The following is a 16,590-nucleotide window of genomic DNA, read 5'->3' on the forward strand; positions in this document are numbered from 1 at the left end:
TCACCTCAACCGTTCACCTGCTCGAGCTGGCGAGCCCGGGCAATGGTGTTGGTACGCTTGATCTTGTTCTGCATCTGGATCAGACCATAGACCAACGCTTCGGCCGTCGGTGGGCAACCCGGGACATAGATATCAACCGGGACAATCCGGTCACAGCCGCGCACCACCGAGTAAGAATAGTGGTAATAACCACCACCGTTGGCACAGGAACCCATAGAGAGCACCCAGCGCGGTTCTGGCATCTGGTCGTACACCTTGCGCAGAGCCGGCGCCATCTTGTTGCACAACGTGCCGGCAACAATCATCAGATCAGACTGGCGCGGAGATGGACGGAACACAATGCCGAAACGGTCGAGGTCATAGCGTGCCGCACCGGCATGCATCATCTCGACCGCACAACAGGCCAGACCAAACGTCATCGGCCACAGAGAGCCGGTACGCGCCCAATTCATCACAGCGTCAACGGACGTTGTGACAAAACCCTTTTCAAGACTTTGCGATGCTGCTGCAGTCATAGTGTTACTCCCACTCCAGCGCGCCCTTCATCCATTCGTAGGCGAAGCCGACAACGAGAATGGCCAGGAAGATCAACATGGAAAAGAAACCGAAAGAGCCAATTTCCTTGAGAACCAGCGCCCAGGGAACGAGGAAGGCAACTTCCAGATCGAACAGAATAAAGAGGATGGCCACGAGGTAGTAGCGCACATCGAACTGCATGCGTGCGTCTTCAAACGCCTCAAAACCACATTCATAAGGAGAGAGTTTCTGTGGGTCCGGCTTGTAGGTTCCAAGCAGTCGGCTAAACACCCCACCCAAGGCCATCAACCCACCACCAATCGCCGTACCAACGATGATGAAGAGCAATATGGGGAAGTAATTCTGTAGCATGTCGATCCCCGTCAAGATCAATTACAAAGGGCAAATAAGGAAAAGAACCGGTTGCGACTATTATTCTACTGATACTGCATACGGACTTATTCGTTCCTGCAACAAGTCCTTTTACTTGATCAACGCAAACAAGCACTGATTTTCTTTATGGAAAACGCCGGGATTGCTGCCCCGGCGTTTTTCCGAATCTATGGTGCCGACAGAGAGACTCGAACTCTCACGGCCGCAGCCACTACCCCCTCAAGATAGCGTGTCTACCAATTCCACCATGTCGGCCTTCAACCACACCTGAACAATCACTGGGCGGTGTTATTCAGGAATCTTGCTCTGGGCGGGCGCAGAGGCCGCAGCCGCAGCCGCAGGCGCCGAAGCAACAGCCTTGATATCACTCATCACGCCCAGATCGGAAGAACGACCCGGCGTAGTCAGCAAAACAAGACCAAGACAGCTTGCGAAAAAGACGGTTGCGCACACCGCAGTGCTGCGGCTCAGGAAGTTGGCCGAACCGGAAGAGCCAAACAGGCTACCGGCAGAACCACTGCCAAAGGCTGCACCCATGTCGGCGCCTTTGCCGTGCTGCATCAGAACGAGAACGATTGTCACCAGTGCCGACAACACATTCACAATCAAAACGAGGCTTTTAAGAAGTTCCATCTTTTCTCATCAACGCGGCGCGAATCATAGCGCCGAAGTGGTATTTTTGCAATCCGCGACAGGGGTCTTGACCCTGCTCAAAGATTACGTTCGCATTAATGTGCAGCGCGGCAAATCCGCAAAAATTCGGTCACCGAAAGCGCCGCACCCCCAACCAGAACACCGTCCACACCATCAACTGCCAGGATGTGCGCGGCGTTGTTTCCCTTTACGCTTCCGCCATATAGCACACAGGTGTGCTGACTCAGCGTCTGCTTGATGAACGCATGCATCTCGGAGATTTGCTCCGGCGCGGCGGTCACCCCTGTTCCAACCGCCCACATCGGTTCGTACGCAACTGCATACAAACTTGTCGGCACGCCGGACAATACTTTCAATTCGTCTGCGATCACGTCGCGGGCCACACCTTGATCACGCTGCTCCTGGCTTTCGCCAACACAGTAGATCGGCAGCAAACCGGCATCCAGCGCTGCACGTACTTTGCGCGCAGCGGTTTCGCTGGTCTCGCCAAAGTAACGACGACGCTCTGAGTGACCAATGATCACCAGCTCACACCCCACGTCCGCCAGCATCGCGGCTGAGACCTCACCGGTGTACGCACCAATGTGGTACTCGCATAAATCCTGCGCGCCCAGTTGTACCGGCGTATCTACCAATAGCGACTTGGCCAGTGACAGATACGGATACGGCATGCAGATAGATACATTGGAACCTAGTTCCGCGCGTGCCAGTTCTGGCACCACGGAGCGGACCTGCCCCACGCTGCCGTGCATTTTCCAGTTACCAACAACAAGTTGCCTTGCCATTGCACCCGACCAATGTGGTTTGCAAAAGAACGCGATTGTAGGCCGCGCCGCGCTGGTGCGTCAAACCGGCACTACCCTGGAAACGCTTTGTTAACAGGCATTTTGCAACACTTCTGGCCGCATCGGGCTGCACGCCCCGCTTGCCGCAAGCTTCTTTGTCATCGCATCTGCATATAACTGTCACATTCATCAGTAAAGATGACCGCCCATACCGGTTCTTGAGGAAGGCGTTGTCACAAATCTGTGCCGAGGCGACGAAGCACGGATAGTCAGGAATCGATATTAGTTAAATATAAACAATCACATAGCAATCATTAGACGGCCACCATCCTTTTATGACACCGACTTGTAATATTTCGGAAACACTTCCCGTCTAGGATGCGGCCGAGTCGGGAATGTACCCGGCATTGCTCAACCGGAGAAAAACATCATGACGTATGGGCGCAAAGTGCTCGTATCGCTGGGCCTCACCGCTGGCCTGTTTACTGCTCAAGCCATGGCTGCCGACATTACCGGCGCTGGTTCTACCTTTATTTACCCGCTGGCTGCCAAGTGGGCTGAAGCCTACAAGACCAAGACCGGCGTGGGTCTGAACTACCAATCCATCGGTTCGGGCGGCGGTATCAAGCAAATCCAGGCCAAGACGGTTGACTTTGGTGCCTCCGACAAGCCGCTCAAGCAAGAAGAGCTGGACAAGTCCGGTCTGGTGCAATTTCCGGTTGCCATGGGTGGTGTTGTTCCGGTTGCCAACCTGGTTGGCGTGAAGGGCGGCGAACTGAAGCTGACCGGCACCGTGCTGGCAGACATCTTCCTGGGCAAGATCAAGAAGTGGAATGACCCGGCGATCGCCAAGCTGAACCCGTCCGCCAAGCTGCCGGACGCTGCCATTACTGTTGTGCACCGTGCTGACGGTTCCGGCACGACCTTCATTTTCACCAACTACCTGTCCAAGGTCAGCACCGACTGGAAGAGCAAGGTGGGTGAAGACGCTACCGTGCAATGGCCGAATGGCGTGGGCGGCAAGGGTAACGAAGGTGTAGCCCAGTATGTTCAGCGCATCAAGGGCGCGATTGGTTACGTGGAATACGCGTACGCCAAGCAGAACAAAATGAACTACATCGACATGCAGAACAAGGCTGGCGCCTTTGTTGCTCCGACCGAAGAATCCTTTAAGGCTGCTGCTGCTGGCGCCGACTGGAAGAGCGCACCTGGCTTCTACGTGATTCTGACCGACCAGGCTGGCAAGACCGCATGGCCGATCACTGGCGCTACTTTTGCACTGATGCAAAAGAAGCAAGACAAGCCGGAACAAGGCAAGGAAGTGCTGAAGTTCTTCGACTGGGGCTACGCGAATGGCGATGGCACCGCTTCGCAACTGGACTATGTCCCGATGCCGAACGATGTGAAAGACGTGATCCGCGCTTCCTGGAAGCAGATCACCGACAACAGCAACGCGCCAGTCTGGAAGTAAGACGGCGATGTCGCCCCGGCACCTTGTGGTGCCGGGTCAAACAAGTGTGAACAGGCCCTCGCATGAACGATAAAATGCAGCCCGAGTACACGCCGAACAGAACAGGAGCCAGGGTGGCTCCTGTTGTTGTTACGCCGGCTTCGGAGACGCTGATGAATTCACAAGAAAAACGGCTGCACAAGCAAGCGATGCAAGACCGTATTTTCCGCGGTACCACCCGCTTTTTCGCCTTTTTTGTGCTTGCGCTCCTGGCGGGCATTCTCATTTCCCTGCTGATCGGCGCATGGCCGGCCATTCAGCAATTCGGGCTCGGTTTTGTTGTGGGTACTGAGTGGAACCCGGTAACTGGCCAGTTTGGCGGCTGGAACTCGATCCGCGGCACCCTGCTTTCTTCTTTTATTGCCTTGCTGATTGGCGTACCGGTCAGCTTTGGTATCGCGATTTTCCTGACCGAACTTTCCCCGGTCTGGCTGCGCCGCCCACTGGGCATTGCCATTGAATTGCTGGCTGGCGTGCCTTCCATCATTTACGGGATGTGGGGTCTGTTTGTGTTTGCGCCATGGTTTGCAGACAACGTGCAACCGTGGCTGACTGAGCACTCTGCAGGTCTGCCCATTATTGGCGGTCTGTTTGACGGGCCGCCCATGGGTATCGGCATGCTGACCGCAGGCCTGATTCTGTCCGTGATGGTGATTCCGTATATCTCTTCCGTGATGCGCGATGTGTTTGAGGTGGTTCCACCCATGCTCAAAGAATCGGCTTATGGTCTGGGTGGCACAACCTGGGAAGTCGTCTGGCGCGTTGTTCTGCCGTATACCCGCAGCGGTGTCATGGGCGGCGTGATGCTGGGTCTGGGTCGTGCGCTGGGTGAAACCATGGCGATTACCTTCGTGATTGGTAATGCACAACAGCCCATCCATAGCCTGTTTGATCCGTCGACCTCGATCTCTGCCACGCTGGCCAACGAGTTCACTGAAGCGACGACGGCGCTGCATACTGGCAGCCTGATTTACCTGGGCCTGTTGCTGTTCTTCATCACCTTTGTGGTGTTGACCCTGTCCAAACTGATGCTTCTGCGCATGCAACGCGCGGAAGGTCACTAAACGAGGCGCTGAGTCATGTTGTCCATTTACGCGCGTCGGCGCTTCGTCAACTTCATCAGTCTGAGCCTCTCGGTTCTGGCCATGCTGTTTGGCCTGTTCTGGCTGGCATGGATTCTTTACACCCTGTTCAAGAACGGTTTTGGCAGCTTGAACCTTGTGCTGTTTACCCAGACGACCCCCGCCCCCGGTAGCGCAGGTGGTTTGTCCAACGCCATCATCGGCAGCTTGTCGATGTCGGTCGTAGGCACGCTGGTTGGCACACCGATCGGCATTCTGGCCGGCACCTATCTGGCCGAGTTTGGCGATCGTGGCTGGCTGGCACCGGTGACCCGATTCATCAACGATATCCTTCTGTCGGCACCCTCCATCGTGATCGGTCTGTTCATGTATGAGGTATATGTGGTGCATACCGGTCACTTCTCGGGTTGGGCTGGCGCGTTGGCGCTGGCGATCCTGGTGATCCCGGTGGTGGTGCGCACGACAGAGAGCATGCTCCGACTGGTACCGCACAGCATGCGTGAAGCTGCGTATGCCCTGGGCGCGCCGCAATGGAAAATGACACTGCAAGTGACACTGCGCGCGGCCAAAGCGGGTGTGGTCACGGGTGTGATTCTCGCCGTTGCCCGTATCGTTGGCGAAACCGCACCGTTGCTGTTTACCTCGCTGAACAACCAGTTCTACAGCAACATGAACCAGCCGATGGCCAACTTGCCGGTGGTGATCTTCCAGTTTGCAATGAGCCCATATGAAGACTGGCATAACCTGGCATGGGCAGGCAGCCTGCTTATCGGCCTCTTTGTACTGGTGATGAACGTTCTCGCCCGTACGTTGATCAAACCGCAGCAACAACACTAAGCCGCAGGGACAAAACTAAAATGCGACTTCAGGACTCCAGCATGACCGCAGAAACCACCAAAGCGAAACTGGCCGTAAAGAACCTCAATTTCTATTACGGCAATTTCCATGCGCTCAAGAACATCAATCTGAATATCCGCGAAGGCAAAGTCACCGCTTTCATCGGCCCGTCTGGCTGCGGCAAATCCACGTTGCTGCGTACGTTCAACCGCATGTATGAGCTCTACCCCAAGCTGCGCGCTGAAGGTGAGATCTTGCTGAACGGCAACAACATTCTGGACCGTGGCGTTGATCTGAACATGCTGCGCGCCAAGGTAGGCATGGTATTCCAGAAACCAACTCCGTTCCCGATGTCGATCTATGACAACATCGCGTTTGGTGTGAAGCTGTACGAAAGCCTGTCCAAGTCTGAAATGGATGATCGCGTGGAATGGGCACTGTCCAAGGCTGCGCTGTGGAATGAAGCCAAAGACAAGCTACGTCAGTCGGGCCTTGGCTTGTCGGGCGGTCAGCAACAGCGCTTGTGTATCGCCCGCGCAATCGCCGTGAAGCCGGAAGTCCTGCTGCTGGATGAACCAACCTCTGCACTGGACCCGATCTCCACCGCGCACATTGAAGAACTGGTGCACGAACTCAAGCGTGACTACACCATCGCCATCGTGACCCACAATATGCAGCAAGCTGCGCGTGTGTCTGACTACACGGCCTATATGTATCTGGGCGAACTGGTCGAAGTGGGCGAAACCGATACCATCTTCACCACGCCGACCAAGAAAGCAACCGAAGACTACATTACCGGCAAGTTCGGCTAAGCGCCCTACCCTGCCAGCGAACAAAAAAACCCGCGACTTTCGCGGGTTTTTTCATTCTCTTGCATCCGGCAGCGCTTCTACCAAACGTGAAAAAGCCCGCCAGAGCGGGCTTTGGATGGAACACGCATCAGCGTCTACTCTGCGCTGGCCTCGGCCGTGACTACGGCGGCTATCGACTCAGCCCATTTCTCTGCTGCGGCCGGATCTACATGCTCCACCATCACGCGCACTAGCGGCTCAGTGCCAGACGGACGCAATAACACACGCCCTCGCGTACCCATTTCGGTTTCAGCTTTCTTTACCGCCTCAGCGATTGAAGGTGAACCGCCAATGTTGAAACCCTTGTTGATGCGCACATTCTTGAGCACCTGGGTCGAGAGTTGGAGCTCTTCACGGAACGCAGACAACGGCTTGCCTTGTTCGATCAACGCTTCCAGCACTTGCAGTGCTGAAACAATCCCGTCGCCAGTCGTGTGACGATCCAGACTCAGAATGTGGCCAGAACCTTCACCGCCCAGCAGCCAGCCATTCTCTTGCAATCGCTCCAGCACATAGCGGTCGCCCACCTTGGCGCGCTCAAATGCGATACCTGCCGCCTTCAGGCCATTTTCCACGCCGAGATTCGTCATCAACGTGCCCACCACGCCGCCGCGCAGCGTGCCACGCTCTGCCCGATAACGCGCCAGCACATAGATCAACAGATCGCCATCAATGACGGAGCCATCACCATCGACCATGATCAGCCGGTCGCCATCGCCATCCAGTGCAATGCCGTAGTCCGCGCCTTCGGCCAGAACCGTCTTGCGCAGCAGATCAACGTGCGTCGCGCCGCAGTTTTCGTTGATATTGAAACCGTTGGGCTTGTCACCGATGGTGATGACTTCTGCACCCAGTTCATGGAATACATGCGGTGCAACCTGATACGTCGCGCCATGTGCGCAATCGATCACCAGACGCAAACCACGCAGGTCGAGTTCATTCGGGAAGGTCGACTTGCAGAACTCGATGTAGCGACCGGAGGCATCGCCGACACGCCAGGCACGGCCCATGGTCTTGGAACCCACGCAGGGTTGCGCGTCATCAATCGCTTCTTCGATAGCCTGCTCGACTTCATCCGGCAGCTTCTTGCCACCAGCACCAAAGAATTTGATGCCATTGTCGTAGTACGGATTGTGCGAGGCTGAGATCACCACCCCCGCAGAGAGACGCAACGCGCGGGTCAGGTAGGCCACACCCGGCGTTGGCAGCGGACCAGTCAAATGCACGTCGACACCTGCAGCATTCAGGCCGGCTTGCAGCGCGGCTTCGAGCATGTAGCCAGAAATGCGAGTGTCCTTGCCGATCAGCACTGAGGCATGTTCACCGTTTTGACGACGCTCAGCTGTCGCGAGCACCCGGCCAGCGGCATAGCCGAGCTTCATGGCAAATTCAGGGGTAATCGGATGCTCACCGACCAACCCGCGTACACCGTCCGTTCCGAAATACTTGCGTCCCATTTATCAATCCTGAAAGTCAACCAACGCGATTCAAAAAATTTGGTTCAGTGTAGGGCGCCAAGGATTTTCAACGCATCCACAGTTTCCCTGACATCATGCACGCGCACGATCGCGGCCCCCTTCTGCACCGCGAGCATGGCGGCTGCGGCACTGGCGACAGCACGCTCAGTGACCGGCCTCCCCGTCACCTGACCCAGCATGGATTTGCGCGATACGCCAATCAAAAACGGGCAAGCCAGCGCCGCAATCATCTGCGGCATAGCCCTGAACAGGGCGGCGTTGTGCTCCAGATTTTTGCCAAAGCCAAAACCGGGGTCCAGCAAAATCCGTTCGCGCGCAATACCTGCTCCCAGGGCTTCGTCGCGCCGCGCAGCCAGATACTGAGTGACCTCTGCCACTACATCATCGTAATGCGGCGCAGTCTGCATGGTGCGGGGCTCACCTTTCATGTGCATCAGACAGATTGCCACATTGTTGCGCGTGGCTACTTGCAATGCACCTTCGCCCTCCAGTGCGGCAATATCGTTGATGAGATCAACGCCGGCTTCCAGCGCCGCCAGCATCACCGCCGGACGACGGGTATCAATGGATAGCGGCACATTCAGCGACTTGAGCGCAGCAATCACGGGCACAACGCGGGCAATTTCATCCTCAACACTGATGTCGCCAGCACCGGGGCGAGTGGATTCACCACCGATATCGATGATGTCAGCCCCTTCCTTCACCATCAGTTCTGCATGGGCGACCGCCTTGGAGGCCGTATCAAAATTTCCGCCGTCAGAAAATGAGTCAGGGGTGACATTAAGAATCCCCATCACAAGAGGCCGGGTAAGGCTGAGTTCAAAACGGCCGCATTGCAAGGTATCCATGGGTACTCCGGTAGAACTTGGGCGCATTGCTGCGCAAAAGACAGAAAGAAAAAGGCGGCCACTCACATGGCCGCCTTTTCATGGCGTAACGTTGATCAGGCTTCGGTTGCCGGGGTGGTTGTCGCCGCCGGTGCATCACCACTAGGGCGATCACCGGAAGGCGAAGCCGGCTTGCTCGGCGGGGTCTTCGGCGGACGCGGATCACGGCCATCCATGATGTCGTTGATCTGGTCGATGTCGATGGTTTCCCAGTCCAGCAGCGCCTTGGTCATGGCTTCGACCTTGTCGCGGTTGGTTTCCAGCAGGTTACGAGCCAGTGCGTATTGTTCGTCAATGATACGACGGATTTCGGCATCAACTTGCTGCATCGTGCTTTCCGACACGCTCTTGTGCGTGGTCACCGAACGGCCGAGGAAGACTTCGCCTTCGTTCTCGCCATAGACCATCGGGCCGAGCTTGTCGCTCATGCCGTAGCGCGTCACCATGTCACGCGCCATTTGCGTGGCACGCTCAAAGTCGTTGGAAGCACCCGTCGTCATCTGGTTCATGAACACTTCTTCTGCAATCCGGCCACCAAACAAAATGGCGATACGGTTCAGCAGGTATTGGCGGTCATAAGCATAACGGTCTTCTTCCGGCAATTGCATGGTCACACCCAGCGCACGACCGCGCGGAATGATCGTGACCTTGTGCACCGGATCCGACTTGGGCAACAGCTTGGCAACTACAGCGTGGCCGGATTCGTGATACGCAGTGTTCCTCTTCTCGTCTTCGGACATCACCATGGTGCGGCGTTCTGCACCCATCATGATCTTGTCTTTGGCGGACTCGAAGTCTTCCATATCCACCAGACGCTTGTTGCGGCGTGCGGCAAACAGAGCAGCTTCGTTCACAAGATTGGCGAGGTCAGCACCTGAAAAACCCGGTGTACCACGGGCCAGCACATTGGGTTCGACGTCGTTGGAGATCGGGACCTTGCGCATGTGCACGCCCAGAATCTGCTCGCGGCCGCGGATATCCGGCAGCGACACCACAACCTGGCGATCGAACCGGCCCGGACGCAGCAGCGCGGGGTCCAGCACGTCAGGACGGTTGGTCGCAGCAATCACGATCACGCCAGAGTTGCCTTCAAAACCATCCATTTCAACCAGCATCTGGTTGAGAGTCTGTTCGCGCTCATCATTACCGCCGCCCATGCCAGCGCCACGCTGGCGGCCGACGGCGTCGATTTCATCGATAAAGATGATACACGGGGCGTTTTTCTTGGCGTTCTCGAACATGTCGCGCACGCGGGCAGCGCCCACACCGACGAACATCTCGACGAAGTCAGAACCCGAGATCGAGAAGAATGGCACCTTGGCTTCGCCGGCAATGGCCTTGGCAAGCAGTGTCTTACCCGTACCCGGCGAGCCCACCATCAAGATACCGCGCGGCATACGACCACCAAGGCTCTGGTATTTGGTCGGGTCACGCAGGTAGTCGACGATTTCGGCGACTTCTTCTTTGGCTTCATCACAACCGGCGACATCAGCAAACGTCACCGAGTTATTGGATTCATCCAGCATGCGGGCGCGGGACTTGCCAAAGCTGAATGCGCCGCCTTTGCCACCGCCCTGCATCTGTCGCATGAAGAAGACCCACACGCCGATCAACAACAGCATGGGGAACCACGAAATGAACAGCTGGGTCAGGAAACCTTGCTCTTCTTCTGCCTTGGCCGAGAATTTGACGTTGTGCTTGATCAGGGTGTCGACCAGGCGGAAATCAAATGGCGCGTAGGTAGAGAAGGCCGAACCGTCATTGAGCTTGCCGCGCAACCACTGGCCTCGCAGCATATTGCCTTCGATCTCCACCGAGGCAACGCGGTCCGCTTCAACATTCGCCATGAATTGCGAGTACGGCACCTGGCCGACCGTGTCCTGGCGTTTGGTGAACTGATTGAAAACCGTCATCAGAACCAGACCGATAATCAGCCAGATGGCGATATTCTTACCGAGATTATTCATTTCCCAAGCCCTTTAACCGGGTAGTACAGCGGGATAAACGCAAGTGCGCATCCTTGCTCCAGCTGCATAAATGCTTGATGCACAGCGTCAATTCTAACTGCTCAAACCTTTTTTTGCTTGCCAAGCAGGTACATTTCCGCGCTACGGTCGCGCGAAGCTTTCGGTTTACGTGTTGTCACTGTGGCAAAAGTGTCACGCATGGCTGTCATATATTCGTTATAGCCATAACCCTGGAATACCTTGACCAGAAAATGCCCGCCAGGTTTCAAATGATTTTGCGCAAACTCTAATGCCAGCTCACACAAGTACATTGATCGGGCTTGATCAGTCACAGCATTCCCAGTGATATTTGGGGCCATATCGCAAATCACAAGGTCTACTTCGCGGTCTTCGAGCAAATCCGTGAAGGTTTTGAGCACAGATTCTTCCCGAAAGTCGCCCTGGATGAAATCCACACCCGGAATAAATGGCATTTCCAGGATATCCAGAGCAAACACGCGGCCCTTCTCGCCGACCAGTTTTGCGGCCACCTGCGACCAGCTACCTGGCGCTGCGCCCAGATCGGCCACCCACATGCCGGGCCTGATGAGATGATCTTTTTCGTTTATTTCCAGCAACTTATATGCTGCGCGCGCGCGGTATCCATCCTTTTGTGCCATATGAACGTAGTGATCGTTCACATGTTCCTGCAACCACGCGTTGCTGGTTTTAGAGCGTGCCATCCGGTACAATCGCCTGTTTATTCAAGGTATTAAAGTCAAAAATATGGAACTTACTGCGGATCAGCGCCGCCACCTGCGTGGCCTTGCCCATCATCTTAATCCGGTCGTGATGATCGGCAACAACGGCCTGACCGATGCCGTGATCCGTGAAATCGCCGTGAACCTCGATGCGCATGAGCTCATCAAGATTCGTGTTCTGGGCGACGACCGCGAAGCACGCATCCAGTATCTGGAGAAAATCTGCGCCGAACTGGGCGCACAGCCTGTCCAGCATCTGGGCAAGTTGCTGATCATCTACCGCCAGGGCGATGCCGAGCGCTCACGCATCGAGTTGCCCAAGGCCAAAAAGGCCGGCAAGTCCTGAAGCTTGTTGATGCCCTGCTGGCCCCGCCAGCGCAAAGGCCCGCTATCAGCGGGCCTTTTGTTTTGCCGCGCACTGCAGCGCAGAGTCTTACTTGCCATCCATATGCCAAACGTACAGGAGACCAAACAGAGCCTGCAAGGCATAAATGGCAGTGGAAATGGTATGCCAGTTGGCAAAGCCGCCACCGAATACACCCACTGCACTTTCGGACAGTGTCGACTTTACGCCTGCCAGAATCGGGAAGATCGCAAACTGGTTAACCAGCGTACAGACCAGCATGCCGATCAACAGCCAGAACGGGCCAGTCTGAAAAGCACGCAGGCCATCAAACCAGACGCGATACACCAGCAAATACAAGCCCGCCACGATCCCCAGCCAACCCATGGCATGCAGGATTTTAGCCGACAAGACCGCAGCAAGACCGTGATTGTTGTCCAGCGACAAAAACAGCACTGGCAAAACCAGCATGCCAACAATCCACAGACCGCCAATCCACAAAACCGTCAGAACGTTCTTGAGTCCGTTGCCCATTTATTTTGTGCGTGTGAGGTTGCAGGGAATAAAGTGAAATCTGCGTGTGGTGCTGCGTGCCCGACAGCCTTAGACGTAACGCACATCCAGTACTTCGTATTCGCGAATGCCACCCGGTGCGACGACTTCTGCCACGTCACCAGCGTACTTGCCGATTAGCGCGCGGGCGATCGGGCTGGAAACAGAAATTTTGCCATCTTTCAGATTCGCTTCGTCGTCGCCCACGATCTGGTAAGTCACCTGGCTACCGGCTTCCAGGTCTTCCAGTTCTACCGTTGCGCCAAACACCACGCGGCCTTCTGCCGTCACGGCGAGCGAGGCGGGGTCAATCACTTGCGAATTGGACAGCTTGCCTTCCAGTTCTGCGATACGGCCTTCCACAAAGGATTGTTTTTCCTTGGCGGCATCGTATTCTGCGTTTTCAGACAAGTCACCGTGCGAACGGGCTTCGGCAATGGCTGCAATCACTTCAGGACGGGCAACACTCTTCAGTTGTTGCAGTTCCGCCTTGAGCTTTTCCGCACCGACAACGGTCAGCGGGATCTTGATCATTTCTTGTTCTCCTGCGGCCTTACAAGACCAGCGTTACAAACCGGTTTCCCGGTGCATCACCGCATGCAAACCGTCTTTTCGGATGTTGCGGTCAGACTATAAAAGCACAACCGCCGCCCCAATAAAGGGCGGCGGTTGTTGTCGTTTCAGCCGTTAAGGTATCAGGCTTTAAGTCGACGATGCAAGCCCTGCACATCGTAAACCTTGACCTCTCCAAGATCGCGCATGCCAATGCAGGCAGCGCGAGCGCCTGCAACCGTAGTGAATACTGGCAACTTGGCCTTGAGTGATTCGTGGCGGATCGAGTAGCTATCCTGAATGGCCTGGCGACGCTCTTCCACGGTATTGACCACCATGGCGATATCGCCGTTCACAATCATGTCGACAATGTGCGGACGACCTTCGGTGACCTTGTTCACATGAGTTACCGCCACGCCGGCTTCTTCCAGCGCAGTGGCTGTGCCTTTGGTCGCGACAATCTTGAAGCCCAGATCGACCAGCACGCGGGCACATTCGATCGCAACGGCCTTGTCGCCATCTTTAACCGAAATAAACACGCTGCCGGACTGCGGCAACACAATGCTGGCAGCCAGTTGCGACTTCACGAACGCCTCGGCGAAGGTTTCACCCACACCCATGACTTCACCGGTCGACTTCATTTCCGGCCCAAGAATGGTATCCACACCCGGGAACTTCACGAACGGGAACACAGCCTCTTTCACCGAGTAGTACGGCGGAATCACTTCTTCCGTCACACCCTGGCTCTTGAGTGTCTGGCCGACCATGCAACGCGCGGCGATCTTGGCCAGCGGCAGGCTGGTGGCCTTGGACACGTATGGCACAGTACGCGAAGCACGCGGGTTCACTTCAAGCACGAACACCTTGGCTTCGTCGCCCTTGCCCTGAATGGCAAACTGCACGTTCATCAGGCCGATTACGTTCAGTGCGCGGGCCATGGCCACAGTCTGGCGACGCAGTTCGTCCTGCAGTTCTTTGGAAAGCGAGTACGGGGGCAGCGAGCAAGCAGAGTCACCGGAGTGCACACCCGCTTGTTCAATGTGTTCCATGATGCCGCCGATCAGTACGTCTTCGCCGTCGGACAGCGCATCCACGTCCACTTCGATAGCGTCATTCAGGAAGCGATCGAGCAACACCGGGCTGTCATTGGAGACCTTGACCGCCTCACGCATATAGCGAGTCAGATCGTCTTCCGAATGAACGATCTGCATAGCGCGGCCGCCCAGCACGTAGGACGGGCGTACAACCAGTGGGTAGCCGAGTTTGGCTGCCAGTACGAGCGCATCCTTTTCATTGCGCGCTGTGGCATTCGGCGGCTGACGCAGACCCAGATCCTGCAGCAACTTCTGGAAACGCTCGCGATCTTCAGCAGCGTCAATCATGTCCGGACTGGTACCGACAATCGGCACGCCATTGGCTTCCAGTGCACGGGCCAGCTTCAGCGGCGTCTGACCGCCGTATTGCACGATCACGCCGTACGGTTTTTCAACCGCAACGATTTCCAGCACGTCTTCCAGCGTCAGCGGCTCGAAGTACAAGCGATCGGACGTATCGTAGTCAGTCGACACGGTTTCCGGATTGCAGTTGACCATGATGGTTTCATAACCATCTTCACGCAGCGCCAGCGCGGCGTGCACACAGCAGTAGTCAAACTCGATACCCTGACCGATACGGTTCGGGCCGCCACCCAGCACCATGACCTTCTTGTTGTTGGTCGGTGCGGCTTCGCATTCCTCGTCATAGCTGGAATACATGTAAGCGGTGTTGGTCGCAAACTCGGCCGCGCAAGTGTCCACGCGCTTGTAGATCGGGCGCACACCCGCAGCGTGACGGGCACGGCGCACGGCGTTCTGGTCAGTGCCCAGCAGCGCACCGATGCGACGATCGGAGAAACCCTTGCGCTTGAGCTTGCGCAGATCAGCAGCGGTCAGGCTTTCCAGCGTCCGGGTCTTGAGCGCGGCTTCGTCTTTCAGCAAGTCTTCAATCTGCACCAGGAACCACGGGTCGATCTTCGACAGGTTGTGGACTTCATCCAGGCTCATGCCGATGCGGAAGGCGTCGGCTACGTACCACAGGCGTTCCGGACCTGGCGATGCAATTTCAGACTCGATCTTCGCGCGGTCAGTCGTGATCTCGTCAAAGCCGGACATGCCGGTTTCAAGGCCACGCAGTGCTTTTTGCAGCGATTCTTGTTGCGTGCGGCCGATGGCCATCACTTCACCTACCGACTTCATTTGCGTCGTCAGGCGGTCGTTGGCCTGCGGGAATTTCTCGAACGCAAAGCGCGGAATCTTGGTGACGACGTAGTCAATCGACGGCTCGAACGACGCCGGTGTCTTGCCACCGGTAATTTCGTTCTTGAGTTCATCCAGCGTGTAACCCACGGCCAGCTTGGCCGCGATCTTGGCGATCGGGAAGCCGGTTGCCTTGGAGGCCAGCGCGGACGAGCGCGACACACGCGGATTCATTTCAATGACAATCAGGCGACCATCTTGCGGGTTCACCGAAAACTGGACGTTGGAACCACCGGTATCCACACCGATTTCACGCAATACCGCGATCGATGCGTTACGCATGATCTGGTATTCCTTGTCGGTGAGGGTCTGGGCCGGCGCTACCGTGATCGAGTCACCGGTGTGCACGCCCATCGGGTCCAGGTTTTCGATGGAACACACGATAATGCAGTTGTCGGCGCGATCGCGCACGACTTCCATTTCGTATTCTTTCCAGCCCAGCAGAGACTCTTCGATCAGCAGCTCTTTGGTCGGGGACAAGTCCAGACCACGCGTACAGATTTCGATGAATTCCTGAATGTTGTAGGCAATGCCGCCACCCGAGCCACCCATGGTGAACGACGGGCGGATAATTGCCGGGAAGCCCAGATTGGCTTGCGCAGCCAGCGCTTCTTCCATGCTGTGCGCGATGGCGGAACGGGCCGAACCCAGGCCGATTTTGTCCATCGCGGCCTTGAACTTCTGACGGTCTTCGGCTTTGTCGATGGCTTCTGGCGTCGCGCCAATCAGCTCAACCTTGTATTTGTCCAGCACGCCGTTGCGCCAGAGATCCAGCGCGCAGTTCAGCGCGGTCTGGCCACCCATGGTCGGCAGGATCGCGTCGGGGCGCTCCTTGTCGATGATCTTCTCGACCATCTGCCAGGTGATCGGCTCGATGTAGGTCACATCGGCCATGTTCGGGTCGGTCATGATCGTGGCCGGATTGCTATTGACCAGAATGACCTTGTAACCCTCTTCACGCAGCGCCTTGCAGGCCTGTGCGCCGGAGTAGTCGAACTCGCACGCCTGACCGATGACGATCGGGCCGGCGCCGATGATAAGAATGCTTTTAATGTCTGTACGTTTGGGCATGGGCTTTGCCTGTGAGGCGTGAGGGCGAGGCAGTAATCACTCGCACATCACTCATTCAAATTTTATTGGGTGAGAAGA

At 56.3% G+C, this 16,590-nt stretch carries 16 protein-coding genes and 1 tRNA gene; 5 read left to right on the plus strand and 12 right to left on the minus strand.

Features of this window, described 5'->3' with window-relative positions:
- Nucleotides 1-5: 5 nt before the first annotated feature.
- The 5 genes from IEX44_RS05830 to tpiA all read right to left on the minus strand — a co-directional run bounded on the left by IEX44_RS05830 (nt 6) and on the right by tpiA (nt 2,348).
- Complete coding sequence (locus IEX44_RS05830) at nt 6-515, minus strand: NuoB/complex I 20 kDa subunit family protein (RefSeq protein WP_184102312.1); 510 nt, start codon at nt 513-515, stop codon at nt 6-8.
- A 4-nt stretch (nt 516-519) separates the two neighbouring features.
- A complete protein-coding gene (locus IEX44_RS05835; protein ID WP_184102313.1) occupies nt 520-888 on the minus strand; it encodes an NADH-quinone oxidoreductase subunit A in 369 nt (122 codons plus the stop codon).
- A gap of 191 nt (nt 889-1,079) precedes the next feature.
- A tRNA-Leu gene (locus IEX44_RS05840) sits at nt 1,080-1,164 on the minus strand.
- Between the two features lie 33 nt (nt 1,165-1,197).
- Nucleotides 1,198-1,542 carry a preprotein translocase subunit SecG gene (gene secG, locus IEX44_RS05845; RefSeq protein ID WP_188690120.1) on the minus strand — a complete coding sequence of 115 codons (345 nt, stop codon included), beginning with the start codon at nt 1,540-1,542 and terminating at the stop codon, nt 1,198-1,200.
- Between the two features lie 95 nt (nt 1,543-1,637).
- Nucleotides 1,638-2,348, minus strand: a complete 711-nt coding sequence (tpiA, locus tag IEX44_RS05850) for a triose-phosphate isomerase (protein WP_188690123.1) — start codon at nt 2,346-2,348, stop codon at nt 1,638-1,640.
- A gap of 430 nt (nt 2,349-2,778) precedes the next feature.
- Here tpiA and pstS point away from each other — a divergent pair, with 430 nt between their 5' ends.
- From pstS to pstB, 4 genes are all read left to right on the plus strand, one after another.
- Complete coding sequence (gene pstS / locus IEX44_RS05855) at nt 2,779-3,819, plus strand: phosphate ABC transporter substrate-binding protein PstS (RefSeq protein ID WP_188690127.1); 1,041 nt, start codon at nt 2,779-2,781, stop codon at nt 3,817-3,819.
- 152 nt (nt 3,820-3,971) lie between these two features.
- Entirely contained in the window at nt 3,972-4,922 is a 951-nt protein-coding gene (pstC, locus tag IEX44_RS05860; protein WP_188690131.1) for a phosphate ABC transporter permease subunit PstC, read from the plus strand.
- A 15-nt stretch (nt 4,923-4,937) separates the two neighbouring features.
- Nucleotides 4,938-5,777 (plus strand): phosphate ABC transporter permease PstA, encoded by an 840-nt coding sequence (gene pstA / locus IEX44_RS05865; RefSeq protein ID WP_188690133.1) that lies wholly within the window; start codon nt 4,938-4,940, stop codon nt 5,775-5,777.
- Between the two features lie 41 nt (nt 5,778-5,818).
- A complete protein-coding gene (pstB, locus tag IEX44_RS05870; RefSeq protein ID WP_188690136.1) occupies nt 5,819-6,589 on the plus strand; it encodes a phosphate ABC transporter ATP-binding protein PstB in 771 nt (256 codons plus the stop codon).
- A gap of 134 nt (nt 6,590-6,723) precedes the next feature.
- Here pstB and glmM read toward each other — a convergent pair whose 3' ends face one another.
- The 4 genes from glmM to rlmE all read right to left on the minus strand — a co-directional run bounded on the left by glmM (nt 6,724) and on the right by rlmE (nt 11,682).
- Nucleotides 6,724-8,085: a phosphoglucosamine mutase gene (glmM, locus tag IEX44_RS05875; protein WP_188690138.1), complete on the minus strand. Its 1,362-nt coding sequence runs from the start codon at nt 8,083-8,085 to the stop codon at nt 6,724-6,726.
- Between the two features lie 44 nt (nt 8,086-8,129).
- The gene (folP, locus tag IEX44_RS05880) at nt 8,130-8,954 is read right to left on the minus strand and encodes a dihydropteroate synthase (RefSeq protein WP_188690142.1); all 825 of its coding nucleotides are present in this window, start codon (nt 8,952-8,954) and stop codon (nt 8,130-8,132) included.
- 95 nt (nt 8,955-9,049) lie between these two features.
- The gene (gene ftsH / locus IEX44_RS05885) at nt 9,050-10,960 is read right to left on the minus strand and encodes an ATP-dependent zinc metalloprotease FtsH (protein ID WP_188690146.1); all 1,911 of its coding nucleotides are present in this window, start codon (nt 10,958-10,960) and stop codon (nt 9,050-9,052) included.
- Nucleotides 10,961-11,061: 101 nt separating this feature from the next.
- On the minus strand, nt 11,062-11,682 hold the full coding sequence (gene rlmE / locus IEX44_RS05890) for a 23S rRNA (uridine(2552)-2'-O)-methyltransferase RlmE (RefSeq protein WP_188690149.1): 621 nt from the start codon (nt 11,680-11,682) through the stop codon (nt 11,062-11,064).
- 43 nt (nt 11,683-11,725) lie between these two features.
- On the opposite strand from rlmE, the gene yhbY reads away from it, so the two are divergent.
- Nucleotides 11,726-12,046 (plus strand): ribosome assembly RNA-binding protein YhbY, encoded by a 321-nt coding sequence (gene yhbY, locus IEX44_RS05895; protein WP_188690152.1) that lies wholly within the window; start codon nt 11,726-11,728, stop codon nt 12,044-12,046.
- 87 nt (nt 12,047-12,133) lie between these two features.
- On the opposite strand, the gene IEX44_RS05900 is transcribed toward yhbY, so the two are convergent.
- The 3 genes from IEX44_RS05900 to carB all read right to left on the minus strand — a co-directional run bounded on the left by IEX44_RS05900 (nt 12,134) and on the right by carB (nt 16,512).
- A complete protein-coding gene (locus tag IEX44_RS05900; protein WP_188690156.1) occupies nt 12,134-12,577 on the minus strand; it encodes a DUF4149 domain-containing protein in 444 nt (147 codons plus the stop codon).
- 69 nt (nt 12,578-12,646) lie between these two features.
- Nucleotides 12,647-13,129, minus strand: a complete 483-nt coding sequence (greA, locus tag IEX44_RS05905; RefSeq protein ID WP_188690159.1) for a transcription elongation factor GreA — start codon at nt 13,127-13,129, stop codon at nt 12,647-12,649.
- A gap of 161 nt (nt 13,130-13,290) precedes the next feature.
- Nucleotides 13,291-16,512 (minus strand): carbamoyl-phosphate synthase large subunit, encoded by a 3,222-nt coding sequence (carB, locus tag IEX44_RS05910; protein ID WP_188690162.1) that lies wholly within the window; start codon nt 16,510-16,512, stop codon nt 13,291-13,293.
- Between the last annotated feature and the right edge of the window lie 78 nt (nt 16,513-16,590).

Origin of the sequence: Silvimonas amylolytica (assembly GCF_014645555.1) — a bacterium.
GTDB lineage: Bacteria > Pseudomonadota > Gammaproteobacteria > Burkholderiales > Chitinibacteraceae > Silvimonas > Silvimonas amylolytica.